Genomic DNA, 25325 nt, shown 5'->3' on the forward strand with positions numbered 1-25325 from the left:
AGGGCACCGTCACCAGGTCCCGCGGGCGCCGCCCAGCGGGCCCGCCGGCGGCGCGATGCGGGCAGCGGTGGCACCGCGGCTGTGCGAGCCGCCGGCACCGTCGCCGAGCGCGAGGCCGGCCCCGGACTCGGAGTCCAGCGCCCGCTCGCCCGGCTGCTCCGGGTACATCGACGACCCCAGCGCGGAGGTGCCGCTGCCCGGGACGGCAGCCGGGCCGTGCGCGGGCGCCGGGCCGTGGCCGCCACCGACGTGCGCGGGGTGCGGCTCGTACCAGACCGGGGCGTGGTTCCACGGCTGGCCGGGCTTGTACCGGGGACGCCGGTCGGCGCCGGGCCTGAGGGTCAGCAACGCCAGCACCAGCACGACGGCGAGCGGAATTCCGGCGTAGACGAGGAGGGTCTCGGCGACGGTCACGCCCGACAACTTACCGGGACGTCGCCGTCCTCATCGGCTGTCGGTCCAGACGGCGGGGCGCCGGTGCGCCCACGGCCGCACCTCCTCCAGCTGCGCCGAGAGGGAGACCAGCGTGGCCTCGTCGGCCGGACGGCCCACGAGCATGGTCCCGATCGGCAGGTCGTCGGCCGGCCAGTGCAGCGGGATGCTGACCGCCGGCTGCCCGGTGACGTTGAACAGCGCGGTGAAGGCGGCGTACCGCTTCTGCCGCTCGAAGTCCGGTCCGCCCTCGCCGTCCTCCCCGAACCAGCCGATCGGCCGGGGCGTCATGGTGAGCACCGGGGCGAGCAGCACGTCGTAGCCCGCGGTCGCGCGGAGGAACTGCCGGGAGAAGACGCGCAGGGCGAACATCGCCTGCATCGCGTCCCGGGCCGACAGGGCGAGTCCCCGCTCCTGCATCCAGCGGGTCAGCGGCGTGAGCAGCTCCTCTCGCCCGGCCGGGACCGGCAGCGTGGTGGCGCTCAGCGCCCAGACCCGCTCGAACGAGGGCAGCACCGCGGGGTCCAGCAGCCCGGTCGGGACGTCCTCGACGACGTGCCCCAGGCTCTCCAGCAGCCGGGCGGCGTCCTCGAACGCCTCGGCCACCTCCGGCTCGAGCTCCACGCCAGGCATGGCCGACTCGGTGTAGCGCCCGATGCGCAGGCGGCCGGGCTCCCGATCGGCCCAGCCGAGGAAGGTCTCGCCCGGCGGAAGCGGTGGGGCCCAGAACGGGTCGCCGATCTCGGGGCCGGCCATCGCGTCGAGCATCGCCGCCGCGTCCCGCACCGTGCGGGCCAGCGGGCCGCTGGTGCCCAGGCCGGTCACCTCGCTGCCGTAGGGCGCGTTGCTGATGCGGCCGCGGGTCGGCTTGATGCCGTACAGGCCGTTGATGCTGGCCGGGATGCGGACGGAGCCCCCGCCGTCGCTGCCCTGGGCGAAGGGCACGAACCCGGCGGCGACGGCGACGGCCGCTCCCCCGCTGGAGCCGCCGGCGAGCCGCGAGGTGTCCCACGGGGAGCGGGCCGGCCCGACGAGGGCGTTGTCGGTGTAGCAGGGGAAGCCGAACTCGGGGGTGTTCGTCTTGCCGACGCTGATCGTGCCCGCGGCCGCGAGCCGGGTGACCACCGCGTCGTCGACGGCGGGCACGAAGTCGGCCAGCGCGGCCGAGCCGAACGTCGTCCGCACCCCGGCCGTGTTGTGCAGGTCCTTGATCGCGGTGGGGACGCCGAGCAGGGGCGGCAGCTCCCCGCCCTCCCGCAGCCGGGCCTCCGCGGCCGCCGCACCGGCCAGCGCCCGCTCGGGGGTCACGGTGATGAAGGCACCGAGCCCGCTGTCGTGCGCGTCGATGCGGGAGAGGGCGTGCTGCACGAGCTCGGTCGGGCTGACCTCCTTCGCGCGGACGGCGGCGGCCTGCTCGAGGGCGGTGAGGTCGTGCAGCGCGGTCACGGGGCGACGCTAGCCCCCGCGCATCCGGCACGGGGCCGCGGCGGCCGGGTGGGCGCGGTGCACAGTGGCGGGGTGGAACCGACCCGGGCGCACGCCGAGCAGCTCGACGCCGCCGACCCGCTGGCGTCCTTCCGCGGCCGGTTCGCCGGCGCCGACGAGGAGGGCCCTGACCGGCTGCTCTACCTCGACGGCAACTCCCTCGGCCGGATGCCGCTGGCGACGCCGGCGGCGGTGGCCCGCGTGGTGGAGCAGGAGTGGGCGCGCGGGCTGGTCGGCTCGTGGGCGCAGTGGATCGGGGCCGCGACGCGGCTGGGCGACCAGCTCGGGGCGGGCGTCCTCGGGGCCGGCCCCGGTCAGGTGCTGGTCGGCGACTCCACCACGGTGAACCTCTACGAGCTGCTGGTCGCCGGCGCCGAGGCACGGCCGGGCCGCGACGTGCTCGTGTGCACCGCCGACGACTTCCCCACCGACCGCTACGTCGTCGCCGGCGTCGCGGCGGCGCGGGGCATGGCGGTGCGGGAGGTCGCGGCCGACATCGACGAGGGGCTGGACCCGGCCGTGCTCGCGGCCGCCCTGGACGAGCGGGTCGCCGTCGTCGTCCTCTCGCTGGTCGCCTACCGCTCCGGCGCGCTCGCCGACGTCGCGGCCGTCACCCGCGCGGTCCACGACGCCGGGGCGCTGGTGCTCTGGGACCTCTCCCACGCCGCCGGCGCCGTCCCCACCGACCTGGACGCCTCGGGCGCGGACCTCGCCGTCGGCTGCACCTACAAGTACCTCAACGGCGGTCCGGGGGCGCCGGCCTTCCTCTACGTCCGCCGCGACCTGCAGGAGCGGCTCCGGTCGCCGATCCAGGGCTGGTTCGGCCAGCGGGACCAGTTCGCGATGGGGCCGGAGTACGTGCCGGCCGACGGCATCGAGCGCTTCGGCACCGGGACGCCGCCGGTGCTCGGCATGGCCGCCGTCGAGGTGGGCGCGGCGCTGGTCGCCGAGGCCGGGATCGACCGCCTGGCCGCGAAGGGCCGGGCCATGACCGACCTCGTCGTGACCCTCGGCGACGCCTGGCTCGCACCGCACGGGGTGGCGCTGGCCTCCCCGCGGCAGGCGGCCCGCCGCGGCGCGCACGTCACCTTCACGCATCCGCGGGCGTGGCAGCTCACCCAGGCGCTGGTGGACCGCGGCGTGGTGCCGGACTTTCGCACCCCCGACCGGGTGCGCCTGGGACCGGCGCCGCTCTACACGCGCTTCGTCGACGTGTGGGACGCGATGGCCCGCTTCCGGGACGTGCTCGAGGACCGCTCGTACGAGGCCTTCCCCGCGGAGCGCGCCCGCGTGACCTAATGGGGCTGCACCTGGTCGATCCAGGAGGGCTCGGGGACGCCGATCGGGTTGCCGGCCGGCCAGTCCCCGGCGGCGACGACGGCGCCGCGGAGCGGCTCCAGCAGCTCGGCCAGGCGGGCGCAGCCGTCGTCCCCGAGCTCCCGCCACGGCCCGGCCGCCAGCCGGTCGGTGTCGGCCTCGACGGCCGCGACCGCCGCCCGCCCCTCCGCGGTGAGCTCGCCCCCGGCCAGCCAGCCGCGATCGGTCAGCGCCGCGGCGGCGCCGTCCCACGCCGCGTCGTCCCAGCCGCGCGCCTTCTGCAGCCACCCGCGGTCCGAGCGCCCGGCCGCGGCGGCGAGCACGTGCGCCTGCACGCCGTCGACCTCGCGCTGCACCAGCGCGACCGCGTGCCCGTCGCCCCGGTGCTCGCGCAGCGTGGTGAGGGCCTGCCACAGCACCAGGTGGGGCTCGCCGGGCACCTCCACCGCCGTGTTCGCGGCCGCCAGCGGGCGCCCCGGCAGGTCGACGGCGGCCGCGGCCGCCGCCGCCAGGTGCGCCGCCTCGAGCGACACCGCCGAGCCGATCCAGCCCTCCTCCAGCACCCGGCGCACGGCGGCGTCCACCCCGGCCAGGCGGGCCGCGAGCGCCGCCGCCGGGGTCGCGTCGGCCCACACCGCGGGCACCCGCCGGGCCACGAACGCCGGCGCGAAGTTGACGAAGACCGCCGTCACCACCTCCGGGCCGACGGCGCCCAGCGGGGCGGCGCGGCCCGCGAAGTAGCCGGACCAGAAGCCGCGCAGCCCCGCCTCGCCGAAGGCGGTCCGCGCCTCGTCTGCGAAGTAGGTGAGCGCGTGGAACGGCTCGGCGAGCGCCCAGAGCCGCCGCGCCGGGGAAAGTGACGTCACCGGAGCTCCGTTCCAGTCCGGCCCCCTGCAGGGCCCCGCCGCGAGCCTGCGAGGGGCGGGGGGCAGGGGTCCTTTCAGGCGCTGACGCTCTCCGGCACTCCGAGCCACTCGCGCCAGCGGGGGTCGACGGTGCGGTGGCCCAGGAGTCGCCAGGCCGCGCCGCTGGGCGTGCTCGGCGGGCGGGGCAGCTTCCAGCCGAGCTCGGCGAGCGACCGGTCGGCCTTGGTGTGGTTGCACCGGCGGCAGGCGGCGACGACGTTGTCCCAGGTGTGCGTGCCGCCGCGGCTGCGCGGCACCACGTGGTCGATGCTCGTGGCCGAGCCGCCGCAGTACACGCAGGTCTGCCCGTCGCGCGTGAAGACCGCCCGGCGCGACAGCGGCACCGACGCCGGGTACGGCACGCGGACGTAGCGGGTGAGCCGCACGACGACGGGGACGGACAGGCTCAGGGTCTCGGCGTGCACGACGTCGGCGGCGACGTCGACCGACTCCGCCTTCTCCGTCAGCACGAGCACGATCGCCCGCCGGCTGGAGACCACGCAGAGCGGCTCGTACGTCGCGTTCAGCAGCAGGGTGGCGCCCGTGGTGGCGCGCGCGGGCACGGGGACGAGCGGCGGGACGGGGTCGCGCCACGGGCCTGGGTGACCCGCCGACGTCGACCCGGGCGCGGAACGCGGCACGGATCACCTCCGGACGCCCCGGACCGCCGGGTGCTGCACGACCCGCGGGCAGCCCCATTCTGACCCGAGAACCGCCGTGCGGCGCACTGGGAATTCCCGCGGCGCCCCGGTCGTGTCCCTGGCGGCGACTAGCGTGCCCGGCATGCGCTACCCGGACGCCCCGCGCCTGGACCTGGTCGAGGAGCTCCACGGCCACCGCGTCGCCGATCCCTACCGCTGGCTGGAGGACCCCGCCGACCCCCGCACGCGGGAGTGGTCGGAGGAGCAGGACCGCCTGGCCGGCGAGGTGCTCTCCGCCCTCCCCGCCCGCGACCGGTTCGCCGCGCGGCTCGGGGAGCTCGTGCGGGCGGGCGCCGTCGGGGTGCCGGTGTGGCGCGGCGGGCGGGCCTTCTCGACCCGGCGCGACCCCGGTCAGGAGCACGCCGTCCTGCGGGTGCGCGAGGCAGACGGGACCGTGCGGGTGCTCGTCGACCCGATGGAGCTGGACCCGGAGGGGACGACGACGCTCGACGCGTGGTCACCCTCGTGGGAGGGCGACCGCCTCGCCTACCAGGTGAGCACCGGGGGCGACGAGGAGTCGAGGCTGTACGTCGTCGACGTCGCCACCGGGAAGGTCCTCGACGGGCCGGTCGACCGCTGCCGCTACTCCCCCGTCGGCTGGCTGCCGGGCGGCGAGGAGCTGTTCTACGTCCGCCGGCTCGCGCCCGACCAGGTGCCCGCGGGCGAGGAGCAGTTCCACCGCCGGGTCTGGCGCCACCGCGTCGGTGCCCCGGTGGAGGACGACGTGCTGGTCCACGGCGGCACCTTCGACCCACCCGCCCTGGACCCGACGAACTACTACGGCGTCCGCACCAGCGCCGACGGCCGGTGGCTGGTCGTCTCGGCGTCGGCCGGCACCGCCCCCCGCGACGACGTCTGGCTCGCCGACCTCTCCGGCGACGGCGCCCTGCAGGAGCTGCAGCGTGGCGTCGACGCCCAGACCGCGGCCTGGGTGGCCCGGGACGGGCGGCTCTGGCTGCTCAGCGACCGCGGCGCCCCGCGCTGGCGGCTGGCGGTCGCCGACCCGGAGGACCCGGCCACCTGGAGAGCGGAGGCGTGGACCGACGTCGTCCCGCAGCAGGAGGGCGCCGTGCTCTCCGACGCGGCGCTCGTCGACGCACCGGACGGCGCCCTGCGGGTGCTGGCCGTGCACGCCGTGGACGCCACCGACCGGCTCTCCCTGTGGGCGGGCGACGGGGGTGGCCGGATCACCGAGGTGGCGCCCCCCGGCCCGGGCAGCATCTCCGGGGTGAGCGCCCCGCCCGAGGGCGGCACCGCGGCCTGGGTCGGTTACACCGACTACGCGACGCCCCCATCGGTGCTGCGCTGGGACGCGGCGGTGCCGGAGCGGCTGGCGCCGTGGGAGAACGCCGACGTCGCCGGGGACGTGCCGCAGATGACCGTCGTCGAGACGCACGCGCGGTCGCAGGACGGCACGCCGGTGCACCTGTTCGTCCTCTCCGGCACCGGCGCGCCCGACCGGCCGCGCCCGGCCGTGCTGTACGGCTACGGCGGGTTCAACGTCTCGCTCACCCCGGCCTACACGGCGCAGGCGCTGGCCTGGGTCGCCGCGGGCGGGGTCTGGGTGGTGGCCAACCTGCGCGGCGGCTCGGAGCACGGCGAGGAGTGGCACCGCGCCGGCATGCGCGAGCGCAAGCAGAACGTGTTCGACGACTTCGCCGCCGCCGGGGAGCACCTCGTGGCCGAGGGGTGGACGACGCACGCGCAGCTCGCCGTGATGGGCGGGTCGAACGGCGGTCTGCTGGTCGGCGCCACGCTGACCCAGCGCCCCGACCTCGCGGCCGCCGTCGTCTGCAGCGCCCCGCTGCTGGACATGGTCCGCTACGAGCGCTTCGGCCTGGGGCGCACCTGGAACGACGAGTACGGCACCGCCGACGACCCGGAGCAGCTGGGCTGGCTGCTGGGCTACTCGCCGTACCACGCGGTGCGGGAGGGGACGGCCTACCCCGCGGTGCTGTTCACGACGTTCGAGTCCGACACCCGGGTCGACCCCCTGCACGGCCGGAAGCTGGCCGCCGCGCTGCAGCACGCGACGACGGCGGAGGCACCGGTGGTGCTGCGCCGTGAGACCTCGGTCGGGCACGGTGCCCGCGCGGTCAGCCGCACCGTGGGGCTCGCCGCCGACCAGCTGGCCTTCCTCGCCGCGCACACGGGGCTCACCGGTTGACCGGTCACCGTGTCACGGGGAGGACACGCGCAGTCGGCGGTGCAGACTCCGCCGCTCCCGCCTGAAATGATTCCGGTAATGACCGGATCACCGACCGTGCTGGCCGCCGACGGCGCGTCGCGCGCCGCCGACCGCGCCGGGCGGGGAGCACGGTGACCGCCGCCGCACCGGACGGTCGCGCCGAGGGCGGGACCGTCCGCCAGGCCACCTTCCGCGAGGTCTTCGCCGTCAGGGAGTTCCGGCCGCTGTTCGGCACCTACCTGCTCTCCGCCGCCGGCGACGAGCTGGCCCGGGTGGCGTTGACGGTGCTGGTCTACGACCGCACCTCCTCGCCCCTGCTCGCCGCGCTCACCTTCGCGATCAGCCACCTGCCCTGGTTGCTCGGCGGCCCGCTGCTCTCCGCGTTCGCCGACCGGCTCCCCCGCCACCGGGTGCTCATCGCCACCGACGTCGCCCGGGCGGTGCTGGTGGCCCTGATGGCGATCCCGGGCATGCCGCTGCCGGTCCTGCTGGCCCTGCTCTTCGTGGTGGGGTTGTGCGCGCCACCGTTCGAGTCGGCGCGCTCGGCGCTCATGGCGGACGTCCTCGACGGCGACCGGTACGCCGTCGCGACCTCGCTCACCGGCATCACGCTGCAGCTGGCCCAGGTGGGCGGCTTCCTGGCCGGTGGTGCGCTGGTCGCCGTCCTCAACCCGTCCGCCGCCCTGCTCATCGACTCCGCCACCTTCATCGTCTCCGCGATCTGGCTCTGGGCCCGGCTGCAGCCGCGGCCCGCCCCGGTGTCCGAGGGAGGTGGCAGCCCCGGATCGCTGTGGCGGGACACCGCGGAGGGCCTGCGCTTCATCCGGCGCAGCCCCCGCCTGCTCGCGATCGTCGGCGTGCTGTGGGTGACGACCGGCTTCGTCTACGCCTCCGAGGGCATCGCCGCGCCGCTGGTGGACTCCCTCGGCCAGGGCGCGACGGCGGTCGGCGTGCTGCTGGCGGCCAACCCGCTGGGCGTCACGATCGGCGGGCTGGTGATCGCCCGCCTCGTCCCGCCGGCGCGGCGCGAGCGGCTCGTCGTCCCGCTGGTGGCCTTCTCCCTCGGGCCGGTGCTCGTCGGCGGCGTGATCGCGGCGGTGATGGGGCCGGGCGCGGTGCCGTTCTGGGTCCTGGTCGGGATGCTGTTCCTCTCCGGGCTCGGCGCGGCCTGGTCGATCCCGCTCAACGTGGCCTTCGTCCAGGCGGTGCCCAGCGCCTACCGCGGGCGCGCGTTCGGCGTCGCCGCCAGCGGGCTGGCCGGCGTGCAGGGCATCGGTGCCCTCGCCGCGGGCCTGGCCGCCGAGGGGCTCCGGCCCGCCGTCGTGGTCGCGCTGTCCGGCGCGCTCGGAATGATCGCGGTCGCCCCGGCGCTGAGGGCCTATCGGCGGACGCGTAACCGGGCGGACGCCGCGATCGAGGCCGAGGGGGCATCCGGGGCATGAGCGAGTCGAGGCGGTCCCTGCCGTCGGCGCGGACCTTCTACGACGAGGTCGGGGGCGCGGAGACCTTCCGCCGGTTGGTGGAGCGGTTCTACGCCGCCGTCCGCACCGACCCCGTGCTGCAGCCGATGTACCCCCGGGACGACTGGGAGGGCGCCGAGGCGCGCCTGCGCGGCTTCCTCGAGCAGTACTGGGGCGGCCCGACCACCTACTCCGAGCAGCGCGGGCACCCCCGCCTGCGGATGCGCCACGCGCCGTTCGCCATCGGCCCGGTCGAGCGCGACGCCTGGCTCACCCACATGCGCGACGCCGTGGACTCCCTGGGGCTGCCGCCCGAGCAGGACGCGACGCTCTGGGGTTACCTGGAGATGGCGGCCCGGAGCATGCAGAACCGCTGAGCACGTCACCGTAGGCTTGCCGCGCCGCTCGGAGCGACGACGCACGAGCCGGCCCCGCGCCGCGCCGGTCCCCTCGCCGGGACCCGGGCGCGCACCTCACCCCCGCACGTACCCATCCAGAGGAGCCCGGTGAGCACCGAGCCGTCCCCCTTCCGCACGTCCGGCGCCGACTGGTGGCGCGAGGCGGTCTTCTACCAGGTCTACATCCGCAGCTTCGCCGACGGGAACGGCGACGGCGTCGGCGACCTGGCCGGCATCCGGTCGCGGCTGCCGTACCTGCGCGACCTCGGCGTCGACGCCCTCTGGATCACGCCGTTCTACCCCTCCCCCATGGCGGATCACGGCTACGACGTCGCCGACCCGCGGGACGTGGAGCCCGTCTTCGGCGACCTGGCGGAGTTCGACGCGATGCTGGCCGAGGCGCACGCGCTCGGCCTCCGGGTCACCGTGGACCTGGTGCCCAACCACAGCTCGCACGACCACGAGTGGTTCCAGGCGGCGCTGGCCGCCGGCCCCGGCTCCCCGGAGCGGGCGCGCTACCTGTTCCGCGAGGGGCGCGGACCGGACGGCAGCGAGCCGCCGAACAACTGGCCGTCGGTGTTCGGCGGCCCGGCGTGGACCCGGGTGCCCGACGGGCAGTGGTACCTGCACATCTTCGCCCCCGAGCAGCCGGACCTGAACTTCGCCAACCCCGAGGTCGTCGCCGACCTCGAGGAGACGATGCGGTTCTGGCTCGACCGCGGGGTGGACGGCTTCCGCATCGACGTCGCGCACGGCATGGCCAAGCCCGACGGGCTGCCCGACATGGTGCCGATGGACGACACCGGGCTGCTGGACGACCACGGTCCCGGTGACCACCGGTTCGACCAGGACGGCGTGCACGTCGTCCACCGCCGGATCCGGGCGGTGCTGGACGAGTACCCCGGCACCATGGCGGTCGGGGAGGTGTGGGTCTCCGACGACGACCGGCTCGCCCAGTACCTGCGGGAGGACGAGCTCCAGCTGGCCTTCAACTTCAAGCTCCTCACGGCCGACTGGACCCCCGAGGCCCTGCGCGACGCGATCACCCACTCCCTCGCCGCGGTGGAGGGCACCCCGGCGCCGGCCTGCTGGGTGCTGTCCAACCACGACCGGCCCCGGCACGTGACCCGCTACGGCGACGGCGAGCTCGGCACGCAGCGGGCCCGCGCGGCCGCGCTGCTGCAGCTGGCGCTCCCCGGTGCGGCGTACCTCTACAACGGCGACGAGCTGGGCATGCCCGACGTCGACCTGCCCGACGAGGTCCTGCAGGACCCCATCTGGTTCCGCTCGGGCGGCGCCGAGCGCGGGAGGGACGCCTGCCGCATCCCCGTCCCCTGGTCGGGCGACGAACCGTCCTACGGCTTCTCGTCGGCGGCCGAGACGTGGCTGCCCATGCCCGAGGGGTGGGGCGCACTCACCGCGGAGGCGCAGGGCGCGGACGACGGTTCGATGCTGTCGCTGTACCGAGCTGCGCTGGCGCTGCGCGCCTCGTCCCCGCTGCTCCGGGGCGAGGACCTGCAGTGGTTGCAGTCACCCGACCGTTGCGTCGCCTTCCGCCGCTCCGGCGGTCTGACCTGCTTCGTCAACATGTCCGGGGCGCCCGTACCGCTGCCGGAGGGCCGGGTGCTGCTCAGCAGCACCCCGGTCGACGACGGGAAGGTGCCCGACGACGCCGCGGTCTGGCTGCAGGCCTGACAGACAGCCCTCCCTGCCCCCCACCACTCGCAGGCCCGCGGTGGGCCCCCGCAGGGAGGGCGTCCGGGCGCCCTCGGGCGCTCGGGTACCTTGCCGCAGGTGACGCCGGGCCGGCGACGCCTCCCCACCGGCGCACCGCAGGAGCTGACATGAAGACCCGGGACCTGGCCTACATCGCCCTCTTCGCGGCCGTCATCGCCGTGCTGGGGACCCTGCCGGCGGTCACCATCGGCCCGGTGCCCATCACCGCGCAGACCCTGGGCGTGATGCTGGCCGGGAGCGTGCTCGGCGCCCGTCGCGGCTTCCTCGCCGTCCTGCTGTTCCTGGTCATGGTGGCGATCGGCCTGCCGCTGCTTGCCAGCGGCACGGGGGGCCTCGCCGTGTTCGCCGGTCCGACCGCCGGCTACCTGTTCGGCTGGCCGCTGGCCGCGTTCGTCACCGGCTGGCTCACCGAGCGCTTCTGGGCCCGCTACAACGTCGCCTGGGGCGTGCTGTTCAACGTCGTCGGCGGGATGGTCGTCGTCTACCTGATCGGTGTGCCAGTGCTCGCCGCCGTGGCCAACCTGTCGCTGGGCGAGGCGATCGTCTCCGGCGCCCTCCCGTTCCTCCCCGGCGACGCCGTCAAGGCCTTCATCGCCGCGTCGATCGCCGCTCAGGTGCGCCGCAGCTACCCGGTCATCGAGCGACCGCAGCGGGAGGTCGCCGCCCGGTGAGGTTCCGCCGGCAGGAGCCGCGGCCCGACGCCGTCGCCGATCCCGCCCGCGGGATCGAGCTGCGCGGGGTCTCCCACCGCTACGGCGACCGCCCGGTTCTCACCGACGTCGACCTGCACCTGACCGAGGCCCGCGTCGGCGTCGTCGGCGCGAACGGCTCGGGGAAGAGCACCTTCGCCCGGCTGCTCAACGGGCTGGTCGTCCCGACGTCCGGGGAGGTGCTGGTCGACGGCCTGGACACCCGAACCTCCGTGCGCGAGGTCCGCCGCCGCGTCGGCTTCGTGTTCCAGGACCCCGACGCCCAGATCGTGCACCCCACCGTCGCCGAGGACGCGGCGTACGGGCTGGAGAACCAGCGGGTCCCGGCGGCCGAGCGGGCCGAACGGGTGGCCGAGGTGCTGGCGCGCTACGGGCTCGCCGGGCACGCCGACCACCCCGCGCACCTGCTCTCCGGCGGCCAGAAGCAGCTGCTGGCGATCGCCGGCGTGCTGGTGATGCGCCCCGCCCGCGTCGTCTTCGACGAGCCGACGACCCTGCTGGACCTGGTCAACGCGCGGCGGGTCGCCCGGGTCATCGAGGGGCTGGAGCAGCAGGTCGTCGTGGTCACCCACCAGCTCGACCTGCTCGACGGCTTCGACCGGGTGCTCGTCGTCGACGGCGGCCGGATCGTCGAGGACGCCGCGCCGCGGACGGCGATCGCCGCCTACCGCACGTTGATGGAGGGGCGATGACCCTCGCCCTCTACGTGCCGCGGCGCAGCCCGGTCCACCGCGTGCCCGCCGGGGGCAAGCTGCTGGCGCTCGCGGCGCTCGCGGTGCTGCTGTTCGCGGTGCCCACGCTGCCCGTGGTCGGCGCCGCCCTGCTCGGGGTGGTGGCGGTCGGCCTCGGCGTCGCCCGGCTGCCCGCGGCCGTGCTGGCCCGGCAGGCCCGCACGGTGCGGTGGTGGCTGGCGGGCCTCCTCGTCTTCCACACCCTGTTCAGCGACCTGCCGACGGCGGCCCTGACCGTGCTGCGCCTGCTCGCCCTCGTGCTGGCCGCCGCGGTGGTGACGGCGACGACGCGGGTGACGGAGATGGTGGCCGTCATCGAACGGCTGTGCGCGCCCCTGCGCGTGCTCGGGGTGCGGCCCGCGCGGATTGGGCTGGTCGTCTCGATGGCGCTGCGGTTCATCCCCGTGCTGGCCGAGCGGGCCGAGCGGATCCGGGAGGCCCAGGCCGCGCGGGGGGGCTCGTCGCGCGGGATCCGCGGCATCCGGACCACGGTCACCCCGTTGCTGGTGCAGCTGCTGCAGATGGCGCACACGGTGAGCGAGGCCCTCGACGCCCGCGGCGCCGACGACGTCCCCCCGGCCCGGGAGCGCCGCTCCCCCGCCGCCGCCTGAGCCCGGAGGTCCGCGATGGACGCTGGTTCCCTGCTGGAGATCTGGTCGACGCCCGAGGCCGCGGCCCCGCTGCGCCGGCTCCCCTCGGCGCGGCTGCTGCCCGGGACCGGGCTGGAGGGGGACCGCTACGCCCTGGGCGGTGGGACCTGGGCGCAGTACCCGGAGCTGGAGAAGCAGCTGACGCTGATCGACCGGGACGACGTCGCGGCGGTGGCCGAGGAGGTGGGCGGCACGTTCACCACCGCGGACACCCGGCGCAACCTCGTCACCACCGGGATCGACCTTTCCGCGCTGGTGGGGCGCTGGTTCGCGGTGGGCGACGCGCTGCTGTTCGGGATGAAGCGCTGCCCGCCGTGCACGCACCTGGAGCGGCTCACCGGGCTCAAGCTGGTCAAGGCGATGGTGCACCGCGGCGGCATCAACGCGGCCGTCTTCGGCGGTGCGGTGATCACCGAGGGTGCCGTCGTGCAGCTCGTGCCCGAGGAGGAGGCCGCCCGGCGGGGGGCACCGACCGGGGCCGGCCGGCCGGCGCCCCGCCACGTCGACGGCTGACCCGCCCAGGTCGTCCGCTCAGCCGACGAGGCGGTAGAAGCGGAAGAAGTCGTCGGCGATCGGGAGCACCTCCAGGTCGGCGAAGCCCGCCTGGCGGGCGTACCCGCGCAGCACGTCGGGGCGCATCACGGTGCCGGTGCCGACCGAGGGCTGGGAGGAGAGCCCGTCGGCGAGGCAGCACAGCACGCTGTAGCCGTACATGAGCCGTTCGACGTCGTCCCCCGGGGCGCCGAAGGTCTCCGCCACCCGTTCGTCCATGACCAGCACGTAGCCGTCCTCGCCGGCGAGCCGGCGCATGGCGGCGAGGACGTCGACCGGCCGCGGCAGGTCGTGGATGCACTCGAAGGCGGTGACCAGGTCGTAGGTGCCGTCCCGGCCGACCGTGGCGGCGTCCGCTACCTCGAAGCGGACCCGGTCGCCCACCCCGGCCTCGGCGGCGTGCCGGCGCGCGGCCTCGATGGATGGGGCGTCCACGTCGTAGCCGTCCACGGTCGCCGTCGGGTAGGCCAGGGCGATGCCGATGGCCGACCAGCCCTCGCCGCACCCGACGTCGGCGACCCGGCCTCCGGCGCGCAGCGCGCGGTCCACCTCGGGCAGCGAGGGCAGGTGCTCCCGCCCGAGCGCCCCCAGGAACAGGGGCCGGTTCGCCGCCGCCTGGGCCTCGCGGACGTCGTCGCCCAGTTCCGCCCAGCTCACCCCGCCCCCGGTGCGGTGCGCCTCGGCCAGCGCGTCCACGTGCTTGCCGAGGCCCACCAGGAGCCGGGCCAGCGGGAGGACGTGGTTCGGGCTGAGCTCGTCGGTGAACGGCTCCACGCCGGCGGCGGGCAGGGCGAAGCGGCGCGCCCGTGGGTCGCCGGGATCGGATGCGGGATCCGTCGCGGTGAGGAAGCCGGTCACGGCCTGCTGCTCGAGCCACTCGCGGGTGTACCGCTCGGCCGTCCCGCACCGGGCGGCCAGCTCGGCCGAGGTCTGCGGCCCGCCGTCGGCCAGCGCCCGGTAGTAGCCGAGCCGGTCGCCGAGGTACGCGGTCTGGACGTCGATGGTGGCCAGCACCGCCGCGAACAGCCGCTCGACGAGGTCCGCGGTGCCCCCGCCGGGTTCCGGGGGGATCCTCGGCGCGGGCGGCTGGGTGGCCGATTCGGTGGAGGTCATGGCGGGGTCCTTCCGCTGGGTGGCGGCCTCCCCCGCGTCCCCGGCCGGGGACGTGGGAGCCCGTGCCGGCCGGGCCCGCGCGCCGGGCCAGCCGCCCCCGCGGGGAACACCCTGCCCTCGCCGCGGCGATCGGGGAACCGCTTTTCGGCCCGGTCGTCCTCCGGGTCGGCCGGCCCACCACCTGGTCCCCGCACGCTCGCCCTCTGCCCACCCCGGCGGGGCAGAGCGCTACCGCCCGCCGGCCCACCACCCGGTCCCCGCACGCTCGCTCTCTGCCCACCCCGGCGGGGCAGAGCGCTACCGCCCGCCGCCCCCTTCGCAGGTCAGCCGGCCGGCTCGTCGCTCCAGCGGGTGAGGAACTCCTTCTCCTCCGCGGTCAGGCGACGCGGCCGGTTCAGCCCGAAGTCGAACGGCACGAGGAGGGTGCTGCCGGTGACGGCGAGCTGCCCGTGGTCGAAGAGCTCGTAGTGGCAGGTGAAGGCGGCCGCGCGCACGCCGGCGACCCACACCTGCACCTCCAGCGGATCCCGGTCGTAGACGACCGACCGCTTGTAGGCGATCTCGTGGGAGGCGACGACGAGCCCGCGCCGCAGGCCGGTCCGCTCGTCGTGGGTCGGCTGCTCGAAGAAGAGGTTGACGCGGGCCATCTCGAAGTAGCCGAGGAAGGCGACGTTGTTGATGTGCTGGTAGGCATCCATGTCCGACCAGCGCATGGGGACGTGCACGGTGTGCCTCACACCGCCACCCTGCCCTACGCCCGTCTCTGCGCGGCGCCGGGGCGGTGGTCCGCCCGGGCTAGCGTGGCCGCGTGGGGTCGTGGGCCGCGGACGAGCCGGGGGTGCTGGTGCTCCCGTCGGGGCGGCGGGTGCGGGGACGGGGGCTGCGCCGGGTCCCACACGGCCCGGACCCGACCTTCGGCGTCTACCTGGTCGGCCGCCCACCGGTCGTCCCGTGGGAGAGCCGCTGGGTGCGCTGGCGGGACTTCGGGCTGCCGACCGACCCGGCCGAGCTGCGGACCTCGTTGGAGGCGGCGCTGGACCGCGCCGCCGAGGGGCGGGTCCAGGTCGCCTGCGGGGGCGGCACCGGGCGCACCGGGACGGCGCTGGCCTGCCTCGCCGTCCTGGACGGCGTCCCACGCGGGGAGGCCGTGGAGTACGTCCGCCGCGGGTACCGGCGCCGCGCGGTGGAGACGCCGTGGCAGCGCCGCTTCGTCGAACGTTTCGGCTGACCCGCCGGCGGCCGGGCACCGGGCCGGGACGTCATCCGGGGAGGCGCCGGGCCAGCCGTTCCCGGCCGGGTCCGGAGAGCTCCTCGACGACGCCCCGGCGGCCGGCCACCGCCATGAGCAGCGCCTCCCCTGTGCCGCTGACCTCCGGACCGCGCCCGAAGGCCCAGTCCAGATCGGTGGCGACCAGCCGCACCCCGCGCACGCGGACCGCGCCCAGCAGGGTCGGGGAGAACAGCGCGGTGCGCAGCGCCGGCACCAGCCGTTCGGCCGGGATCTGCCGGGGCAGGCCGAGGGGGCGCCGGATGTCCTGCTGGTGGATCATCCCGTCGGTCAGCGCGATGGCTCCGCCCAGCCCGGCGGTCAGCCCGGCGGGCGTGAGGTGGTCGTCGAGGAGCGCGAGGAGCTCGGCGGGGGTCCGCGTCCCGTACTCGCTCAGCCCCACGGCGTTCGTGCGGTCCACCGTGAACCGGCCGCGGGTGAACCGCCGGGCCAGTTCGCGCGGGCCGAGCTCGTCGTAGCTGAGCACGTGCGCCACCACGTCCCGCACCGACCAGCCCTCGCACAGCGAGGGGGCGGCCCACTGCTCGGGGGTGAGGTCAGTCACGAGGGCGCGCAGGTCCTCGCGTTCGGCCCGGGCCATGCTCATCAGGTTCATGCGCGCTCCGGTGTCGACACGGTCGTGCCGGTGCACGACGGGGTGGCGCGACCCTAGGGACGCCGGGCCCGCCGGACCAGGGGTCGCCGGGCCGGTCGACCCGATCCCGGCCGGAGACGCCGACGGCCGGCCCGGAGCAGCTGCTCCGGACCGGCCGTAGGTGAGGCGATGGAACGGCCCCTTCGCAGGGCCCCGCCGCGAGCATGCGAGCGGTGGGGGGCGAGGGGGTCCTTCTTCAGTCGCGGCTGAGCTTGCGGTAGGTGGCGCGGTGCGGGCGAGCCGCGTCGGGGCCGAGCCGCTCCACCTTGTTCTTCTCGTAGTCCTGGAAGTTGCCCTCGAACCAGAACCACTTGGAGTCGCCCTCGTAGGCGAGGATGTGCGTCGCCACGCGGTCGAGGAACCACCGGTCGTGGCTGACGACGACGGCGCAGCCGGGGAACTCCAGCAGCGCGCCCTCGAGGCTGGTGAGCGTCTCGGTGTCGAGGTCGTTGGTGGGCTCGTCGAGCAGGAGCAGGTTGCCGCCCTGCTTCAGGGTCAGCGCGAGGTTCAGCCGGTTGCGCTCACCACCGGAGAGCACGCCCGCCGGCTTCTGCTGGTCCGGGCCCTTGAAGCCGAACGCGGCGACGTAGGCGCGCGACGGCATCTCGACGTTGCCGACCTTGATGTGGTCGAGACCGTCGGAGACGACCTCCCACAGCGTCTTCTTCGGGTCGATCCCGCCGCGGCTCTGCTCGACGTAGGAGAGCTGGACGGTCTCGCCGACCTTGATCTCGCCGTCGTCCGGCTTCTCCTCGCCGACCAGCATCTTGAACAGCGTGGTCTTGCCGACCCCGTTCGGACCGACGACGCCGACGATGCCGTTGCGGGGCAGCGTGAAGGAGAGGTCGTCGATGAGCACCCGGTCGCCGAAGCCCTTGGTCAGGTTCTTGGTCTCGACGACGACGCTGCCCAGGCGCGGGCCCGGCGGGATCTGGATCTCCTCGAAGTCCAGCTTGCGGAACTTCTCGGCCTCCGCGGCCATCTCCTCGTAGCGGGCCAGCCGGGCCTTGCTCTTGGCCTGGCGGGCCTTGGCGCCGGAGCGGACCCACTCCAGCTCCTCCTTGAGGCGCTTCTGGCGCTTGGCGTCCTTGGCGCCCTCGACCTGGAGGCGGGCGGCCTTCGTCTCGAGGTAGGTCGAGTAGTTGCCCTCGTAGGGGTAGGCGCGGCCGCGGTCGAGCTCGAGGATCCACTGGGCCACGTTGTCGAGGAAGTACCGGTCGTGGGTGACGGCGACGACGGTGCCGGCGTACTTCTCCAGGTGCTGCTCCAGCCACGCGACGCTCTCGGCGTCGAGGTGGTTGGTGGGCTCGTCGAGCAGCAGCAGGTCGGGCGCCTCGAGCAGCAGGCGGCACAGCGCGACGCGGCGGCGCTCACCACCGGAGAGGACGGTCACGTCGGCGTCGCCGGGCGGGCAGCGCAGCGCATCCATCGCCTGCTCGATGCGGGCGTCGAGCTCCCAGCCGTCGGCGTTCTCGATGACCTCCATGAGCTCGCCCTGCTCGGCCATCAGCGCGTCGAAGTCGGCGTCCGGCTCGCCCATCGCCGCGCTGACCTCCTCGAAGCGGCGCAGCGCGTCGCGGAGCGGCTTCACCGCCTCCTCCACGTTGCCGCGGACGTCGAGCTCCTCGTTCAGCGGCGGCTCCTGCAGCAGGATGCCGACCGTCGCGCCGGGCGCGAGCGTCGCGTCACCGTTGGAGGGCTGCTGCAGACCGGCCATGATCTGCAGCACGGTCGACTTTCCGGCGCCGTTGGGGCCGACGACGCCGATCTTCGCGCCGGGCAGGAACGACAGGGTGACGTTGTCGAGGATCACCTTGTCGCCGTGCGCCTTGCGCGCGCGGACCATCGTGTAGATGTACTGAGCCACTGGCTATTCGAGCCTTCCGTCGTCTCGCGAGCGGGGGCGGGGCCGCGGGTCGCGACCCCACCCCGTACGTTCTCGCCTCCGATCCTCCCAGCCCGGGCAACTAGGCGTGCGCGGGCTCCTGCGAGGGATCGGGGCCGTCCACGGAGGACAACGCCGCACCCTCCCCCACGTAGTCCCACCCGGCCACGGGGGCGCCGGGCTCGGCGTCGTGGCCGGGCTCGGCGGTGGAGCCGGGGGTGTTCCCCGCGGCCGCATCGGGCGCCCGACCGGACCGGTCGCGCTTGAACACCGCCATGCCCTTGGCGAGGTTCGGGCCCACGGCGTACGCCCGGATCTGCGGCTTGCTCCGCGGTCCGTTGTCCGACTCCCAGCTGTGCGTGGTCAGGGCGCCCTGGACGATCACCGGGTCCCCCTTGCTGATCGACCCGGCGACGTTGCCGCTGAGGCCGTTCCAGCACTCGACGTCGATCCAGAAGGTGCCCGAGTCCACGTACTGCCCGAGGCCGGCGTCGAACCGGCGCGCGGTGGATGCCATGCGGAAGTTGGTCACCGCGCCGTTCTGCGTGACCTTGCGGCGCGGGTCGTCGGCGACGTTGCCGACGACGGTGACGATGGTGTCGTTCACGGTGCTCCTCGAGGGTGCTGCGCCGGACGGCGCGACCGGCGCGCTGCCGGTGTGCCGTCGACCCTCGCCGCCGTGCCCGGCGACGGGGAGGTCGTCCCGGGAACTGTGGACCCGGCTCCCCCCTGTGGACGACGCCGGCGCCCACCGCCGTCACCACCTCGGCGGGCGGTGCGATGATCGGCGTCCGAGCGCCCGTAGCTCAGCGGATAGAGCAGGTGCCTTCTAAGCACTTGGCCGCAGGTTCGAGTCCTGCCGGGCGCGCCGTCGAGCCTCCCTGCTGCGGCTGGCCCAGTGGGCTCGTTGCACCGGCGGTCCGGATCGATCGCTCCCTGTGCCCTGCCCCAGGCAGGGTGATCCCTGGTCGCCGGGCCGACACGCTGGGGAATGATCGTCTCCATGAGGAGACTGATCGCGGGGCTGGTCGTCGTCGTCGCCGTCATCGAGATCGTCAAGACGCTCGTCGTCGCCCTCGCCCTCCTGGGAGCCCTGGCCGTCGTCGGCTGGACGCTGGTGCGCCTGACCGACCGCAGGCCGGTCACCGGAGGTCCGGCGGCGGAGCTGGTGCCGTGCTGCGACTACCGCGCCCACGAGGGCGAGGCCGCCGTCTGTGGCTGCACAGGTCACCCCCGGAGCCACGTCCACCCGTTCGGGATGGGGCCGCTGCCCGCGTGACGCCCTGACCCTCGGCGTCACTCGGCTGGTTCTGCCGAGGCGAGGCGAGCCGGCCCGCCGATCGTTTCCGACCCCCTTGCCCTCGCGCGGTGCGTGACCTACGAAGGGCACGTGGACAGACCCGCCAGACGCCCGAGCCCGACGTTGTACTTCGTCCTCGGCACGATGTGGGCGGTGCTCGCCGTGGGCGGGTGGGGCACGTCCGGCGGCACGTTCGCGACGGTGCTCTTCGTCCTGCTGGCCGTCGCCAACCTGGGCCTGGCCACCTTCCTGGTGCGGAAGCAGCGGCGCACCGCGAGGGCCGACGTGGTCGAACGGTGACCGTCCTGCGCTCGGCGTGGTTCCGCCGCCGGGCGAGCGGTCCGCGCTCAGGGCCCGTGGGTGGCTGACCGCCGCGGCGCGGCGACCAGCGCCGGGGTTGTCGCCCCCGTGCCGCAGGATGCGCGGCGACGGCGCCCACCCCCGCCTCGACCCCGTAGGAGAGGTCCCGATGACACCTGCCGACCACCGCACCGAGCCACCGCTGACCGGTGACGAGGCGACGCTGCTGACGAGCTTCCTGGAGTTCCACCGGCAGACGCTGCAGTGGAAGTGCGCCGACCTCACCCCGCAGCAACTGGCCACGCGCGCCGTGCCCACGTCGGAGCTCACGCTGCTGGGCATGGTGCGCCACCTCGCGGCGGTGGAGACCGGCTGGCTCGTCGGCTTCGGCGGGCTGCCCCTCGACCTGTGGCCCGAGGTGGTCCGGGACCACGAGGAGCAGTTCGGCGTCGACCCGGCCACCGTCACCGCCGACGACGTGGCCGCGGCATGGACGACCTGGCGGGCAGCGGCCGACGCTGTCGGCGAGGTCACCCGTCGGCTGCCCCTGGACACCGAGGACCGGCCGTGGGGTCGCGACGACACCTTCTCGCTGCGCTGGATCCTCCTGCACCTGGTCGAGGAGTACGCCCGGCACAACGGCCATGCGGACCTGATCCGGGAGGCGCTGGACGGGGCCACCGGCGAGTGACCCGGCCGCGGTGACCGAGGGCGGCCGCGCGGTCGGCGTCGGAGCGCCGGGCGCCCGGACGACGGCGAACCCCCGGCCGCTCGATGCAGCCGGGGGTTCGCCGTCCCGCCGTGTCGCCGGTGCGGGTCTCGATGGGGAGCCCTGCACCGCGAAGGTCAGAAGTAGTGTTTCCGCCCTCCGACGGCACGTCCGGTGGCGCCGAGGACGTAGAGGACGGCTCCCACGACGAGGAGGATGATCCCGATCGTCCAGAGGATCGAGATGTCGAGGACGAAGCCGAGCAAGAGCAGGATCAGGCCAAGGATGAGCACGTGCGTCTCCGTTCGGTTCCTGCAATCTGCGGTCTGCAGTCGGGGCGGCGGATAGCCACCTCCGCGTCCCCACCAAACCGGCCCGCCCGAGGTTCACCCGTTCGTGATCACGGCTCTGCCGCCGTCGGACGCGCTGCGGCACAGGCAAGCGCTCGGCCGCGGTGCCGTCAGCGCGCGACCGGGGGCTTCAGGACGGCGAAGGGGTCGGTCACCTCGAGGGTCGTCGTGACGAAGCGGTAGAGCGCTGCCGGCCGGCCGCCCGCGCGGCCGGGCGCCGCCAGCTCACCGGTCGCCTCCAGCACGCCCCGCCGCAGCAGGACCCGCTGCAGGTTGGTGGCGGTCACCTCGTAGCCGAGCGCGGCGACGTAGACCTCGCGCAGCTCGGCGATCGAGAACGTCGGCGGGGCCAGCGCGAAGGCGACGTTCGTGTACGAGAGCTTCGCGCGCACCCGCTCCAGCCCCGACCCGACGATCGAGCCGTGGTCGAACGCGGTCTCCGGCAGCGCGTCGACCGGGTGCCAGGCGGTGTCCTCGGGCAGCACCGGGTCCAGGTCACCCGGGACCAGGCCCAGGTAGGCGGTCGCCACGGTCCGGCTGCGCGGGTCGCGGTGCGGATCGCTGCGGGTCTCCAGCTGCTCCAGGTGCGCGAGCTGGGCGACCTCGACCTTCGAGGCCAGCTGCCGGCCCACCGAGGCGCCGAGGGTCTCGTCGGCCAGGAGCGGCCCGCCCGGGAGCGCCCACGCCCCGGCGAAGGGCTCCTTGGCGCGCCGCCAGAGCATCACGTGCAGCCGCGCGGACCGGACCTGCAGCACCACCGCGAGGGCCTGGTGCGGGAAGGCCGGCCGCTCGGGCGAGGACCACACGGACGTCACGGATTCCATGCTAGGTTTCCGGGCACAGGTTTTCGCCTCATAGTACGAAACCCACTCCTCCGGAGGTCCCGGTGACCGCAACGCTCTCCGCCCCCACCAGCGCGCAGTGGACGCCGGAGCAGTGGCAGGACTGGCGCGACGAGGTGCGCCGGCTGGCCGCCGAGCGGGACGCCGTCGTCCTGGCGCACAACTACCAGGCCGCGCAGATCCAGGACGTCGCCGACCACGTGGGCGACTCGCTCGCGCTCTCCCGCATCGCCGCGGCCAGCACCGCCGGCACGATCGTCTTCGCCGGCGTCCACTTCATGGCTGAGACGGCGAAGATCCTCAGCCCGGAGAAGACAGTCCTCGTGCCCGACGCCGCCGCCGGCTGCTCGCTGGCCGACACGATCACCGCCGATCAGCTGCGCGCGTGGAAGGCGGAGCACCCCGGCGCCGCCGTCGTCTCCTACGTCAACACCACCGCCGAGGTGAAGGCCGAGACCGACATCTGCTGCACCTCCTCCAACGCGGTCGAGGTGGTCGAGTCGATCCCCGCCGACCGGGAGGTGCTGTTCCTCCCCGACCAGTTCCTCGGCGCCCACGTCCAGCGGGTCACCGGGCGGCAGAACATGCGCATCTGGATGGGTGAGTGCCACGTGCACGCCGGCATCTCCCCCACCGATCTGCGGCAGAGCATCGAGGACGCCCCCGACGCCGAGGTGCTCGTGCACCCCGAGTGCGGCTGCGCCACCAGCGCGCTGTGGATGGTCGGCCAGGGCGACCTGCCCTCGGACCGGGTGCACGTCCTCTCCACCGGCGCGATGCTCGACCAGGCCCGGCGGACCACGGCGAAGCGGGTGCTGGTCGCCACCGAGATCGGCATGCTGCACCAGCTCCGCCAGGCCAACCCCGCTGCCGCCTTCGAGGCGGTGAACCCGCGCGCCGAGTGCCCTTACATGAAGATGTCGACGCCGGAGAAGCTGCTGCGCGCCCTGCGCGAGGGCCGCGACGAGGTCACCGTCGACCCCGAGGTCGCCGCCCGCGCCCGGTCCGCGGTCGAGGCGATGATCGCCCTCGGCACCCCCTCGCTGGTCGGCGAGTGACCGTGGGGCCCCGCCGCACCGCGCCGGTCGCCCCCGCCGTCGTCCCCACGCTCCCGCTGCCGGAGGCCGGCTGGACCGCCGTCACCGACGCCGTCGTCGTGGGCAGCGGCGCAGCCGGGCTGATGACCGCGCTCGCGCTGGCCGACGCCGGGCGGCGGGTCACCGTCGTCACGAAGGGCGCGCTCGGCGACGGGAGCACCCGGTGGGCCCAGGGCGGCCTGGCCGCTGTCCTCGGTGCCGACGACGACGCCGCGCTGCACCTGGCGGACACCCTGACCGCGGGCGCCGGGCTCTGCGACCCGGCCGCCGTGGCCACGCTCGTCGCGGAGGCGCCGGCCGCGATCGCGCTGCTGATGGACCTCGGCGCACGGCTCGACCTGAGCCGTGACGGCCGCCCGGCGCTGACCCGCGAGGGAGGGCACAGCCGCGACCGGATCGTGCACGCCGGCGGTGACGCCAGCGGCGCCGAGGTCACCCGCACGCTGGTGGATGCGCTGGGCGCGGCCGGCGTCGAGGTCCTCGAGCACACCCTCGCCCTGGACGCGCTGCGCGCCGCCGACGGGACGGTCGTGGGCCTGCGGGTCGCGCGGGTCTGCGCCGGCGGCGCCCTGACCGACGCCGGGGACCTGCGCGCGCACGCCGTCGTCCTGGCGACCGGCGGCTACGGCCAGGCGTACGCCGCCGCCACCAGCCCCGCCGGCACGACCGGCGACGGGCTGGCGCTCGCACTGCGTGCCGGCGCCGAGGTCGCCGACGTCGAGATGGTGCAGTTCCACCCGACCGTGCTCTGGCAGGGGTCGGGCGCCGCGGGGCAGCAGGTGCTCGTCTCCGAGGCCGTGCGCGGTGAGGGCGCGGTCCTGGTCGACCGCGCCGGACGGCGGGTCATGGCCGGCGCGCACCCGCTGGCCGACCTCGCCCCGCGCGACGTCGTCTCCGCCACCATCGCCGCGCACCTGGCCGCGAGCGGCGAGGACCACGTCCTCCTGGACGCGACCCACCTGGGCGCGGAGTTCCTCGAGCGCCGCTTCCCCGGCATCCTCCGCGCCTGCCGGGAGGCCGGCGTCGACCCGGTCACCCAGCCCGTGCCGGTGGCACTCGGCGCGCACTACACCTGCGGCGGGGTGCTCGCCGACCTGGACGGGCGCACCGGCGTCCCCGGGTTGTCCGCCGTCGGCGAGGTCGCCTGCACCGGCGTGCACGGGGCCAACCGGCTGGCGTCCAACTCGATCACCGAGGGGCTGGTCGCCGGCCGCCGCTGCGCCGCGCTGCTGGACGCGACGCTGCCCGGCGGCGATCCGGCCGAGCCCGTCGTCGCCCGGACCCTCGCCGCCGGCGCCGTCGACCCCACCGCGCGCGCGGCGATCGGCGTCGCCACCAGCCGGCACGCCGGCGTGCTGCGCACCGCCGACGGCCTCACCGAGCTCACCCGAGTGCTCGCCGCGACCCCCCGGACCGACGAGCTGGACCTGGCCGCGGTCGAGGCGACGGCGGCGCACACGGTCGCGACGCTGCTGGCCACGGCTGCGCTCGCCCGCCCGGAGAGCCGCGGCTGCCACCGGCGGGCCGACGCCCCCGGCACCCGGCCCGAGTGGCAGGTGCGGCTGGCCCACCGCATCGACGGCGCCGGCCACCTGCACACCCGCACCGTGCCGCTGACCGCGGCCGACCAGACCCAGGGAGTGGCATGACCGGGTGGCGCCCGCTCCGACCGGAGCTCGCCGACGTCCTCCGCGACGGCGGCCTGGAGCCCGAGGCCGTCGAGCGGGTGATCCGCCGCGCTCTCGACGAGGACCTCGCGCTCGGCCCCGACGTCACCACCACCGCCACCGTCCCCGCCGGCGCCCGCGCCACCGGCGACGTGGTGCCCCGCTCGCCGGGCGTGCTGGCCGGCGTCCCGGTGGCCGCCGCGGTGTTCGCCATCGTGGGCGGCGACGACGTCGAGGTGACGCTGCACGCGGCCGACGGCATGGCCGCCCGCACGAACGCGCCCGTCCTCACCGTTGCCGGGCCCACCCGGTCGCTGCTCACGGCGGAGCGGACGGCGCTGAACCTGGTCGGGCACCTCTCCGGCGTCGCCACGCTGACCCGGCGCTGGGTGGACGCCGTCGCGGGCACGGACGCGGCGATCCGCGACACCCGCAAGACGATCCCGGGCCTGCGGGCGCTGGAGAAGTACGCCGTGCGCTGCGGCGGCGGGGTCAACCACCGCATGGCGCTCGGCGACGCCGCGCTGGTCAAGGACAACCACGTCGCCGCGGCCGGTGGCATCACCGCGGCCGTGGAGGCGGTGCGGGCGGCGGCGCCGGGCATCCCGCTCGAGGTCGAGTGCGACACCCTCGACCAGGTGCGCGAAGCGGTCGCGGCCGGCGTCGAGCTGGTGCTTCTCGACAACTTCCCGCTCGCCGACACCCGCGCCGCCGTCGAGCTGGTGCGCGGGACCGGCGTGCGGCTGGAGGCCAGCGGCGGCCTCTCGCTGGAGCGGGCCGCCGAGGTCGCGGCGACCGGCGTCGACTACCTGGCGGTCGGCGCGCTCACGCACAGCGCGCCCGTGCTCGACCTCGGCTTCGACCTGCGCTGACC

At 75.5% G+C, this 25325-nt stretch carries 27 protein-coding genes and 1 tRNA gene; 17 read left to right on the plus strand and 11 right to left on the minus strand.

Annotation, left to right across the window (positions count from 1 at the left end):
- Nucleotides 1-9 precede the first annotated feature (9 nt).
- Nucleotides 10-414: an aa3-type cytochrome oxidase subunit CtaJ gene (gene ctaJ, locus ACI79P_RS12850; protein ID WP_456581444.1), complete on the minus strand. Its 405-nt coding sequence runs from the start codon at nt 412-414 to the stop codon at nt 10-12.
- Nucleotides 415-444: 30 nt separating this feature from the next.
- Complete coding sequence (locus ACI79P_RS12855) at nt 445-1878, minus strand: amidase (protein ID WP_456581445.1); 1434 nt, start codon at nt 1876-1878, stop codon at nt 445-447.
- 72 nt (nt 1879-1950) lie between these two features.
- On the opposite strand from ACI79P_RS12855, the gene kynU reads away from it, so the two are divergent.
- Nucleotides 1951-3216 carry a kynureninase gene (kynU, locus tag ACI79P_RS12860; RefSeq protein ID WP_456581446.1) on the plus strand — a complete coding sequence of 422 codons (1266 nt, stop codon included), beginning with the start codon at nt 1951-1953 and terminating at the stop codon, nt 3214-3216.
- Here the strand turns inward: kynU and ACI79P_RS12865 are convergent.
- A complete protein-coding gene (locus tag ACI79P_RS12865) occupies nt 3213-4100 on the minus strand; it encodes an SCO6745 family protein (RefSeq protein WP_456581447.1) in 888 nt (295 codons plus the stop codon). The genes kynU and ACI79P_RS12865 overlap by 4 nt on opposite strands.
- Before the next feature lie 74 nt (nt 4101-4174).
- Nucleotides 4175-4702: an HNH endonuclease gene (locus tag ACI79P_RS12870; RefSeq protein ID WP_456581448.1), complete on the minus strand. Its 528-nt coding sequence runs from the start codon at nt 4700-4702 to the stop codon at nt 4175-4177.
- A 220-nt stretch (nt 4703-4922) separates the two neighbouring features.
- On the opposite strand from ACI79P_RS12870, the gene ACI79P_RS12875 reads away from it, so the two are divergent.
- From ACI79P_RS12875 to ACI79P_RS12910, 8 genes are all read left to right on the plus strand, one after another.
- Nucleotides 4923-7007, plus strand: a complete 2085-nt coding sequence (locus ACI79P_RS12875; protein ID WP_456581449.1) for a prolyl oligopeptidase family serine peptidase — start codon at nt 4923-4925, stop codon at nt 7005-7007.
- A 152-nt stretch (nt 7008-7159) separates the two neighbouring features.
- On the plus strand, nt 7160-8470 hold the full coding sequence (locus ACI79P_RS12880) for an MFS transporter (RefSeq protein WP_456581450.1): 1311 nt from the start codon (nt 7160-7162) through the stop codon (nt 8468-8470).
- Nucleotides 8467-8865, plus strand: a complete 399-nt coding sequence (locus tag ACI79P_RS12885; RefSeq protein WP_456581451.1) for a globin — start codon at nt 8467-8469, stop codon at nt 8863-8865. Before ACI79P_RS12880 ends, ACI79P_RS12885 begins: the two co-directional genes overlap by 4 nt.
- Before the next feature lie 129 nt (nt 8866-8994).
- Entirely contained in the window at nt 8995-10581 is a 1587-nt protein-coding gene (locus ACI79P_RS12890) for a glycoside hydrolase family 13 protein (protein ID WP_456581452.1), read from the plus strand.
- 149 nt (nt 10582-10730) lie between these two features.
- The gene (locus ACI79P_RS12895; RefSeq protein ID WP_456581453.1) at nt 10731-11294 is read left to right on the plus strand and encodes a biotin transporter BioY; all 564 of its coding nucleotides are present in this window, start codon (nt 10731-10733) and stop codon (nt 11292-11294) included.
- Nucleotides 11291-12025 (plus strand): energy-coupling factor ABC transporter ATP-binding protein, encoded by a 735-nt coding sequence (locus tag ACI79P_RS12900; protein WP_456581454.1) that lies wholly within the window; start codon nt 11291-11293, stop codon nt 12023-12025. Before ACI79P_RS12895 ends, ACI79P_RS12900 begins: the two co-directional genes overlap by 4 nt.
- Nucleotides 12022-12675, plus strand: a complete 654-nt coding sequence (locus tag ACI79P_RS12905; protein ID WP_456581455.1) for an energy-coupling factor transporter transmembrane component T family protein — start codon at nt 12022-12024, stop codon at nt 12673-12675. The genes ACI79P_RS12900 and ACI79P_RS12905 overlap by 4 nt, the downstream gene beginning before the upstream one ends.
- Nucleotides 12676-12690: 15 nt before the next feature.
- Entirely contained in the window at nt 12691-13227 is a 537-nt protein-coding gene (locus ACI79P_RS12910) for an MOSC domain-containing protein (protein WP_456581456.1), read from the plus strand.
- A gap of 18 nt (nt 13228-13245) precedes the next feature.
- Here the strand turns inward: ACI79P_RS12910 and ACI79P_RS12915 are convergent, their stop codons facing one another.
- Together ACI79P_RS12915 and ACI79P_RS12920 are read right to left on the minus strand one after the other, a co-directional pair.
- Nucleotides 13246-14379, minus strand: a complete 1134-nt coding sequence (locus ACI79P_RS12915) for a class I SAM-dependent methyltransferase (RefSeq protein WP_456581457.1) — start codon at nt 14377-14379, stop codon at nt 13246-13248.
- Between the two features lie 323 nt (nt 14380-14702).
- On the minus strand, nt 14703-15116 hold the full coding sequence (locus ACI79P_RS12920; protein WP_456581458.1) for an acyl-CoA thioesterase: 414 nt from the start codon (nt 15114-15116) through the stop codon (nt 14703-14705).
- Nucleotides 15117-15187: 71 nt separating this feature from the next.
- Here ACI79P_RS12920 and ACI79P_RS12925 point away from each other — a divergent pair, with 71 nt between their 5' ends.
- On the plus strand, nt 15188-15607 hold the full coding sequence (locus ACI79P_RS12925; protein WP_456581459.1) for a protein-tyrosine phosphatase family protein: 420 nt from the start codon (nt 15188-15190) through the stop codon (nt 15605-15607).
- Between the two features lie 31 nt (nt 15608-15638).
- On the opposite strand, the gene ACI79P_RS12930 is transcribed toward ACI79P_RS12925, so the two are convergent.
- From ACI79P_RS12930 to ACI79P_RS12940, 3 genes are all read right to left on the minus strand, one after another.
- Complete coding sequence (locus ACI79P_RS12930) at nt 15639-16262, minus strand: maleylpyruvate isomerase family mycothiol-dependent enzyme (protein WP_456581460.1); 624 nt, start codon at nt 16260-16262, stop codon at nt 15639-15641.
- Between the two features lie 235 nt (nt 16263-16497).
- The gene (gene ettA, locus ACI79P_RS12935) at nt 16498-18168 is read right to left on the minus strand and encodes an energy-dependent translational throttle protein EttA (protein WP_456581461.1); all 1671 of its coding nucleotides are present in this window, start codon (nt 18166-18168) and stop codon (nt 16498-16500) included.
- Between the two features lie 100 nt (nt 18169-18268).
- Nucleotides 18269-18793 carry a single-stranded DNA-binding protein gene (locus tag ACI79P_RS12940; protein ID WP_456581462.1) on the minus strand — a complete coding sequence of 175 codons (525 nt, stop codon included), beginning with the start codon at nt 18791-18793 and terminating at the stop codon, nt 18269-18271.
- A gap of 188 nt (nt 18794-18981) precedes the next feature.
- Between ACI79P_RS12940 and ACI79P_RS12945 the strand changes: the two genes are divergently transcribed.
- The 4 genes from ACI79P_RS12945 to ACI79P_RS12960 all read left to right on the plus strand — a co-directional run bounded on the left by ACI79P_RS12945 (nt 18982) and on the right by ACI79P_RS12960 (nt 20477).
- A tRNA-Arg gene (locus ACI79P_RS12945) sits at nt 18982-19054 on the plus strand.
- Between the two features lie 135 nt (nt 19055-19189).
- Complete coding sequence (locus ACI79P_RS12950; protein WP_456581463.1) at nt 19190-19465, plus strand: hypothetical protein; 276 nt, start codon at nt 19190-19192, stop codon at nt 19463-19465.
- Nucleotides 19466-19576: 111 nt separating this feature from the next.
- Complete coding sequence (locus tag ACI79P_RS12955) at nt 19577-19786, plus strand: hypothetical protein (protein WP_456581464.1); 210 nt, start codon at nt 19577-19579, stop codon at nt 19784-19786.
- A 169-nt stretch (nt 19787-19955) separates the two neighbouring features.
- Nucleotides 19956-20477 carry a DinB family protein gene (locus ACI79P_RS12960; protein WP_456581465.1) on the plus strand — a complete coding sequence of 174 codons (522 nt, stop codon included), beginning with the start codon at nt 19956-19958 and terminating at the stop codon, nt 20475-20477.
- 155 nt (nt 20478-20632) lie between these two features.
- Here the strand turns inward: ACI79P_RS12960 and ACI79P_RS12965 are convergent, their stop codons facing one another.
- Together ACI79P_RS12965 and ACI79P_RS12970 are read right to left on the minus strand one after the other, a co-directional pair.
- On the minus strand, nt 20633-20788 hold the full coding sequence (locus ACI79P_RS12965; RefSeq protein ID WP_456581466.1) for a DUF6131 family protein: 156 nt from the start codon (nt 20786-20788) through the stop codon (nt 20633-20635).
- A gap of 167 nt (nt 20789-20955) precedes the next feature.
- Complete coding sequence (locus tag ACI79P_RS12970) at nt 20956-21669, minus strand: NUDIX hydrolase (RefSeq protein ID WP_456581467.1); 714 nt, start codon at nt 21667-21669, stop codon at nt 20956-20958.
- Nucleotides 21670-21731: 62 nt separating this feature from the next.
- Between ACI79P_RS12970 and nadA the strand changes: the two genes are divergently transcribed.
- Genes nadA through nadC form a run of 3 tightly spaced genes read left to right on the plus strand, consistent with a single transcriptional unit; the run spans nt 21732 to nt 25323 of the window.
- On the plus strand, nt 21732-22745 hold the full coding sequence (gene nadA, locus ACI79P_RS12975) for a quinolinate synthase NadA (RefSeq protein WP_456581468.1): 1014 nt from the start codon (nt 21732-21734) through the stop codon (nt 22743-22745).
- Complete coding sequence (locus ACI79P_RS12980; RefSeq protein ID WP_456581469.1) at nt 22742-24433, plus strand: L-aspartate oxidase; 1692 nt, start codon at nt 22742-22744, stop codon at nt 24431-24433. The genes nadA and ACI79P_RS12980 overlap by 4 nt, the downstream gene beginning before the upstream one ends.
- Complete coding sequence (gene nadC, locus ACI79P_RS12985; protein ID WP_456581470.1) at nt 24430-25323, plus strand: carboxylating nicotinate-nucleotide diphosphorylase; 894 nt, start codon at nt 24430-24432, stop codon at nt 25321-25323. The genes ACI79P_RS12980 and nadC overlap by 4 nt, the downstream gene beginning before the upstream one ends.
- Nucleotides 25324-25325 lie beyond the last annotated feature (2 nt).

The sequence above is a fragment of the Blastococcus sp. SYSU DS0510 genome (genome assembly GCF_054050835.1).

What these genes read in the sequence shown, in the direction of transcription:
- ACI79P_RS12970 (WP_456581467.1), bottom strand. Translation starts at nt 21,669, where the DNA reads ATGGAATCCGTGACGTCCGTGTGGTCCTCGCCCGAGCGGCCGGCCTTC.
- ACI79P_RS12875 (WP_456581449.1), top strand. Translation starts at nt 4,923, where the DNA reads ATGCGCTACCCGGACGCCCCGCGCCTGGACCTGGTCGAGGAGCTCCAC.
- ACI79P_RS12930 (WP_456581460.1), bottom strand. Translation starts at nt 16,262, where the DNA reads ATGAACCTGATGAGCATGGCCCGGGCCGAACGCGAGGACCTGCGCGCC.
- ACI79P_RS12885 (WP_456581451.1), top strand. Translation starts at nt 8,467, where the DNA reads ATGAGCGAGTCGAGGCGGTCCCTGCCGTCGGCGCGGACCTTCTACGAC.
- ACI79P_RS12910 (WP_456581456.1), top strand. Translation starts at nt 12,691, where the DNA reads ATGGACGCTGGTTCCCTGCTGGAGATCTGGTCGACGCCCGAGGCCGCG.
- ACI79P_RS12915 (WP_456581457.1), bottom strand. Translation starts at nt 14,379, where the DNA reads ATGACCTCCACCGAATCGGCCACCCAGCCGCCCGCGCCGAGGATCCCC.
- ACI79P_RS12895 (WP_456581453.1), top strand. Translation starts at nt 10,731, where the DNA reads ATGAAGACCCGGGACCTGGCCTACATCGCCCTCTTCGCGGCCGTCATC.
- ACI79P_RS12905 (WP_456581455.1), top strand. Translation starts at nt 12,022, where the DNA reads ATGACCCTCGCCCTCTACGTGCCGCGGCGCAGCCCGGTCCACCGCGTG.
- nadC (WP_456581470.1), top strand. Translation starts at nt 24,430, where the DNA reads ATGACCGGGTGGCGCCCGCTCCGACCGGAGCTCGCCGACGTCCTCCGC.
- ACI79P_RS12950 (WP_456581463.1), top strand. Translation starts at nt 19,190, where the DNA reads ATGAGGAGACTGATCGCGGGGCTGGTCGTCGTCGTCGCCGTCATCGAG.
- ACI79P_RS12960 (WP_456581465.1), top strand. Translation starts at nt 19,956, where the DNA reads ATGACACCTGCCGACCACCGCACCGAGCCACCGCTGACCGGTGACGAG.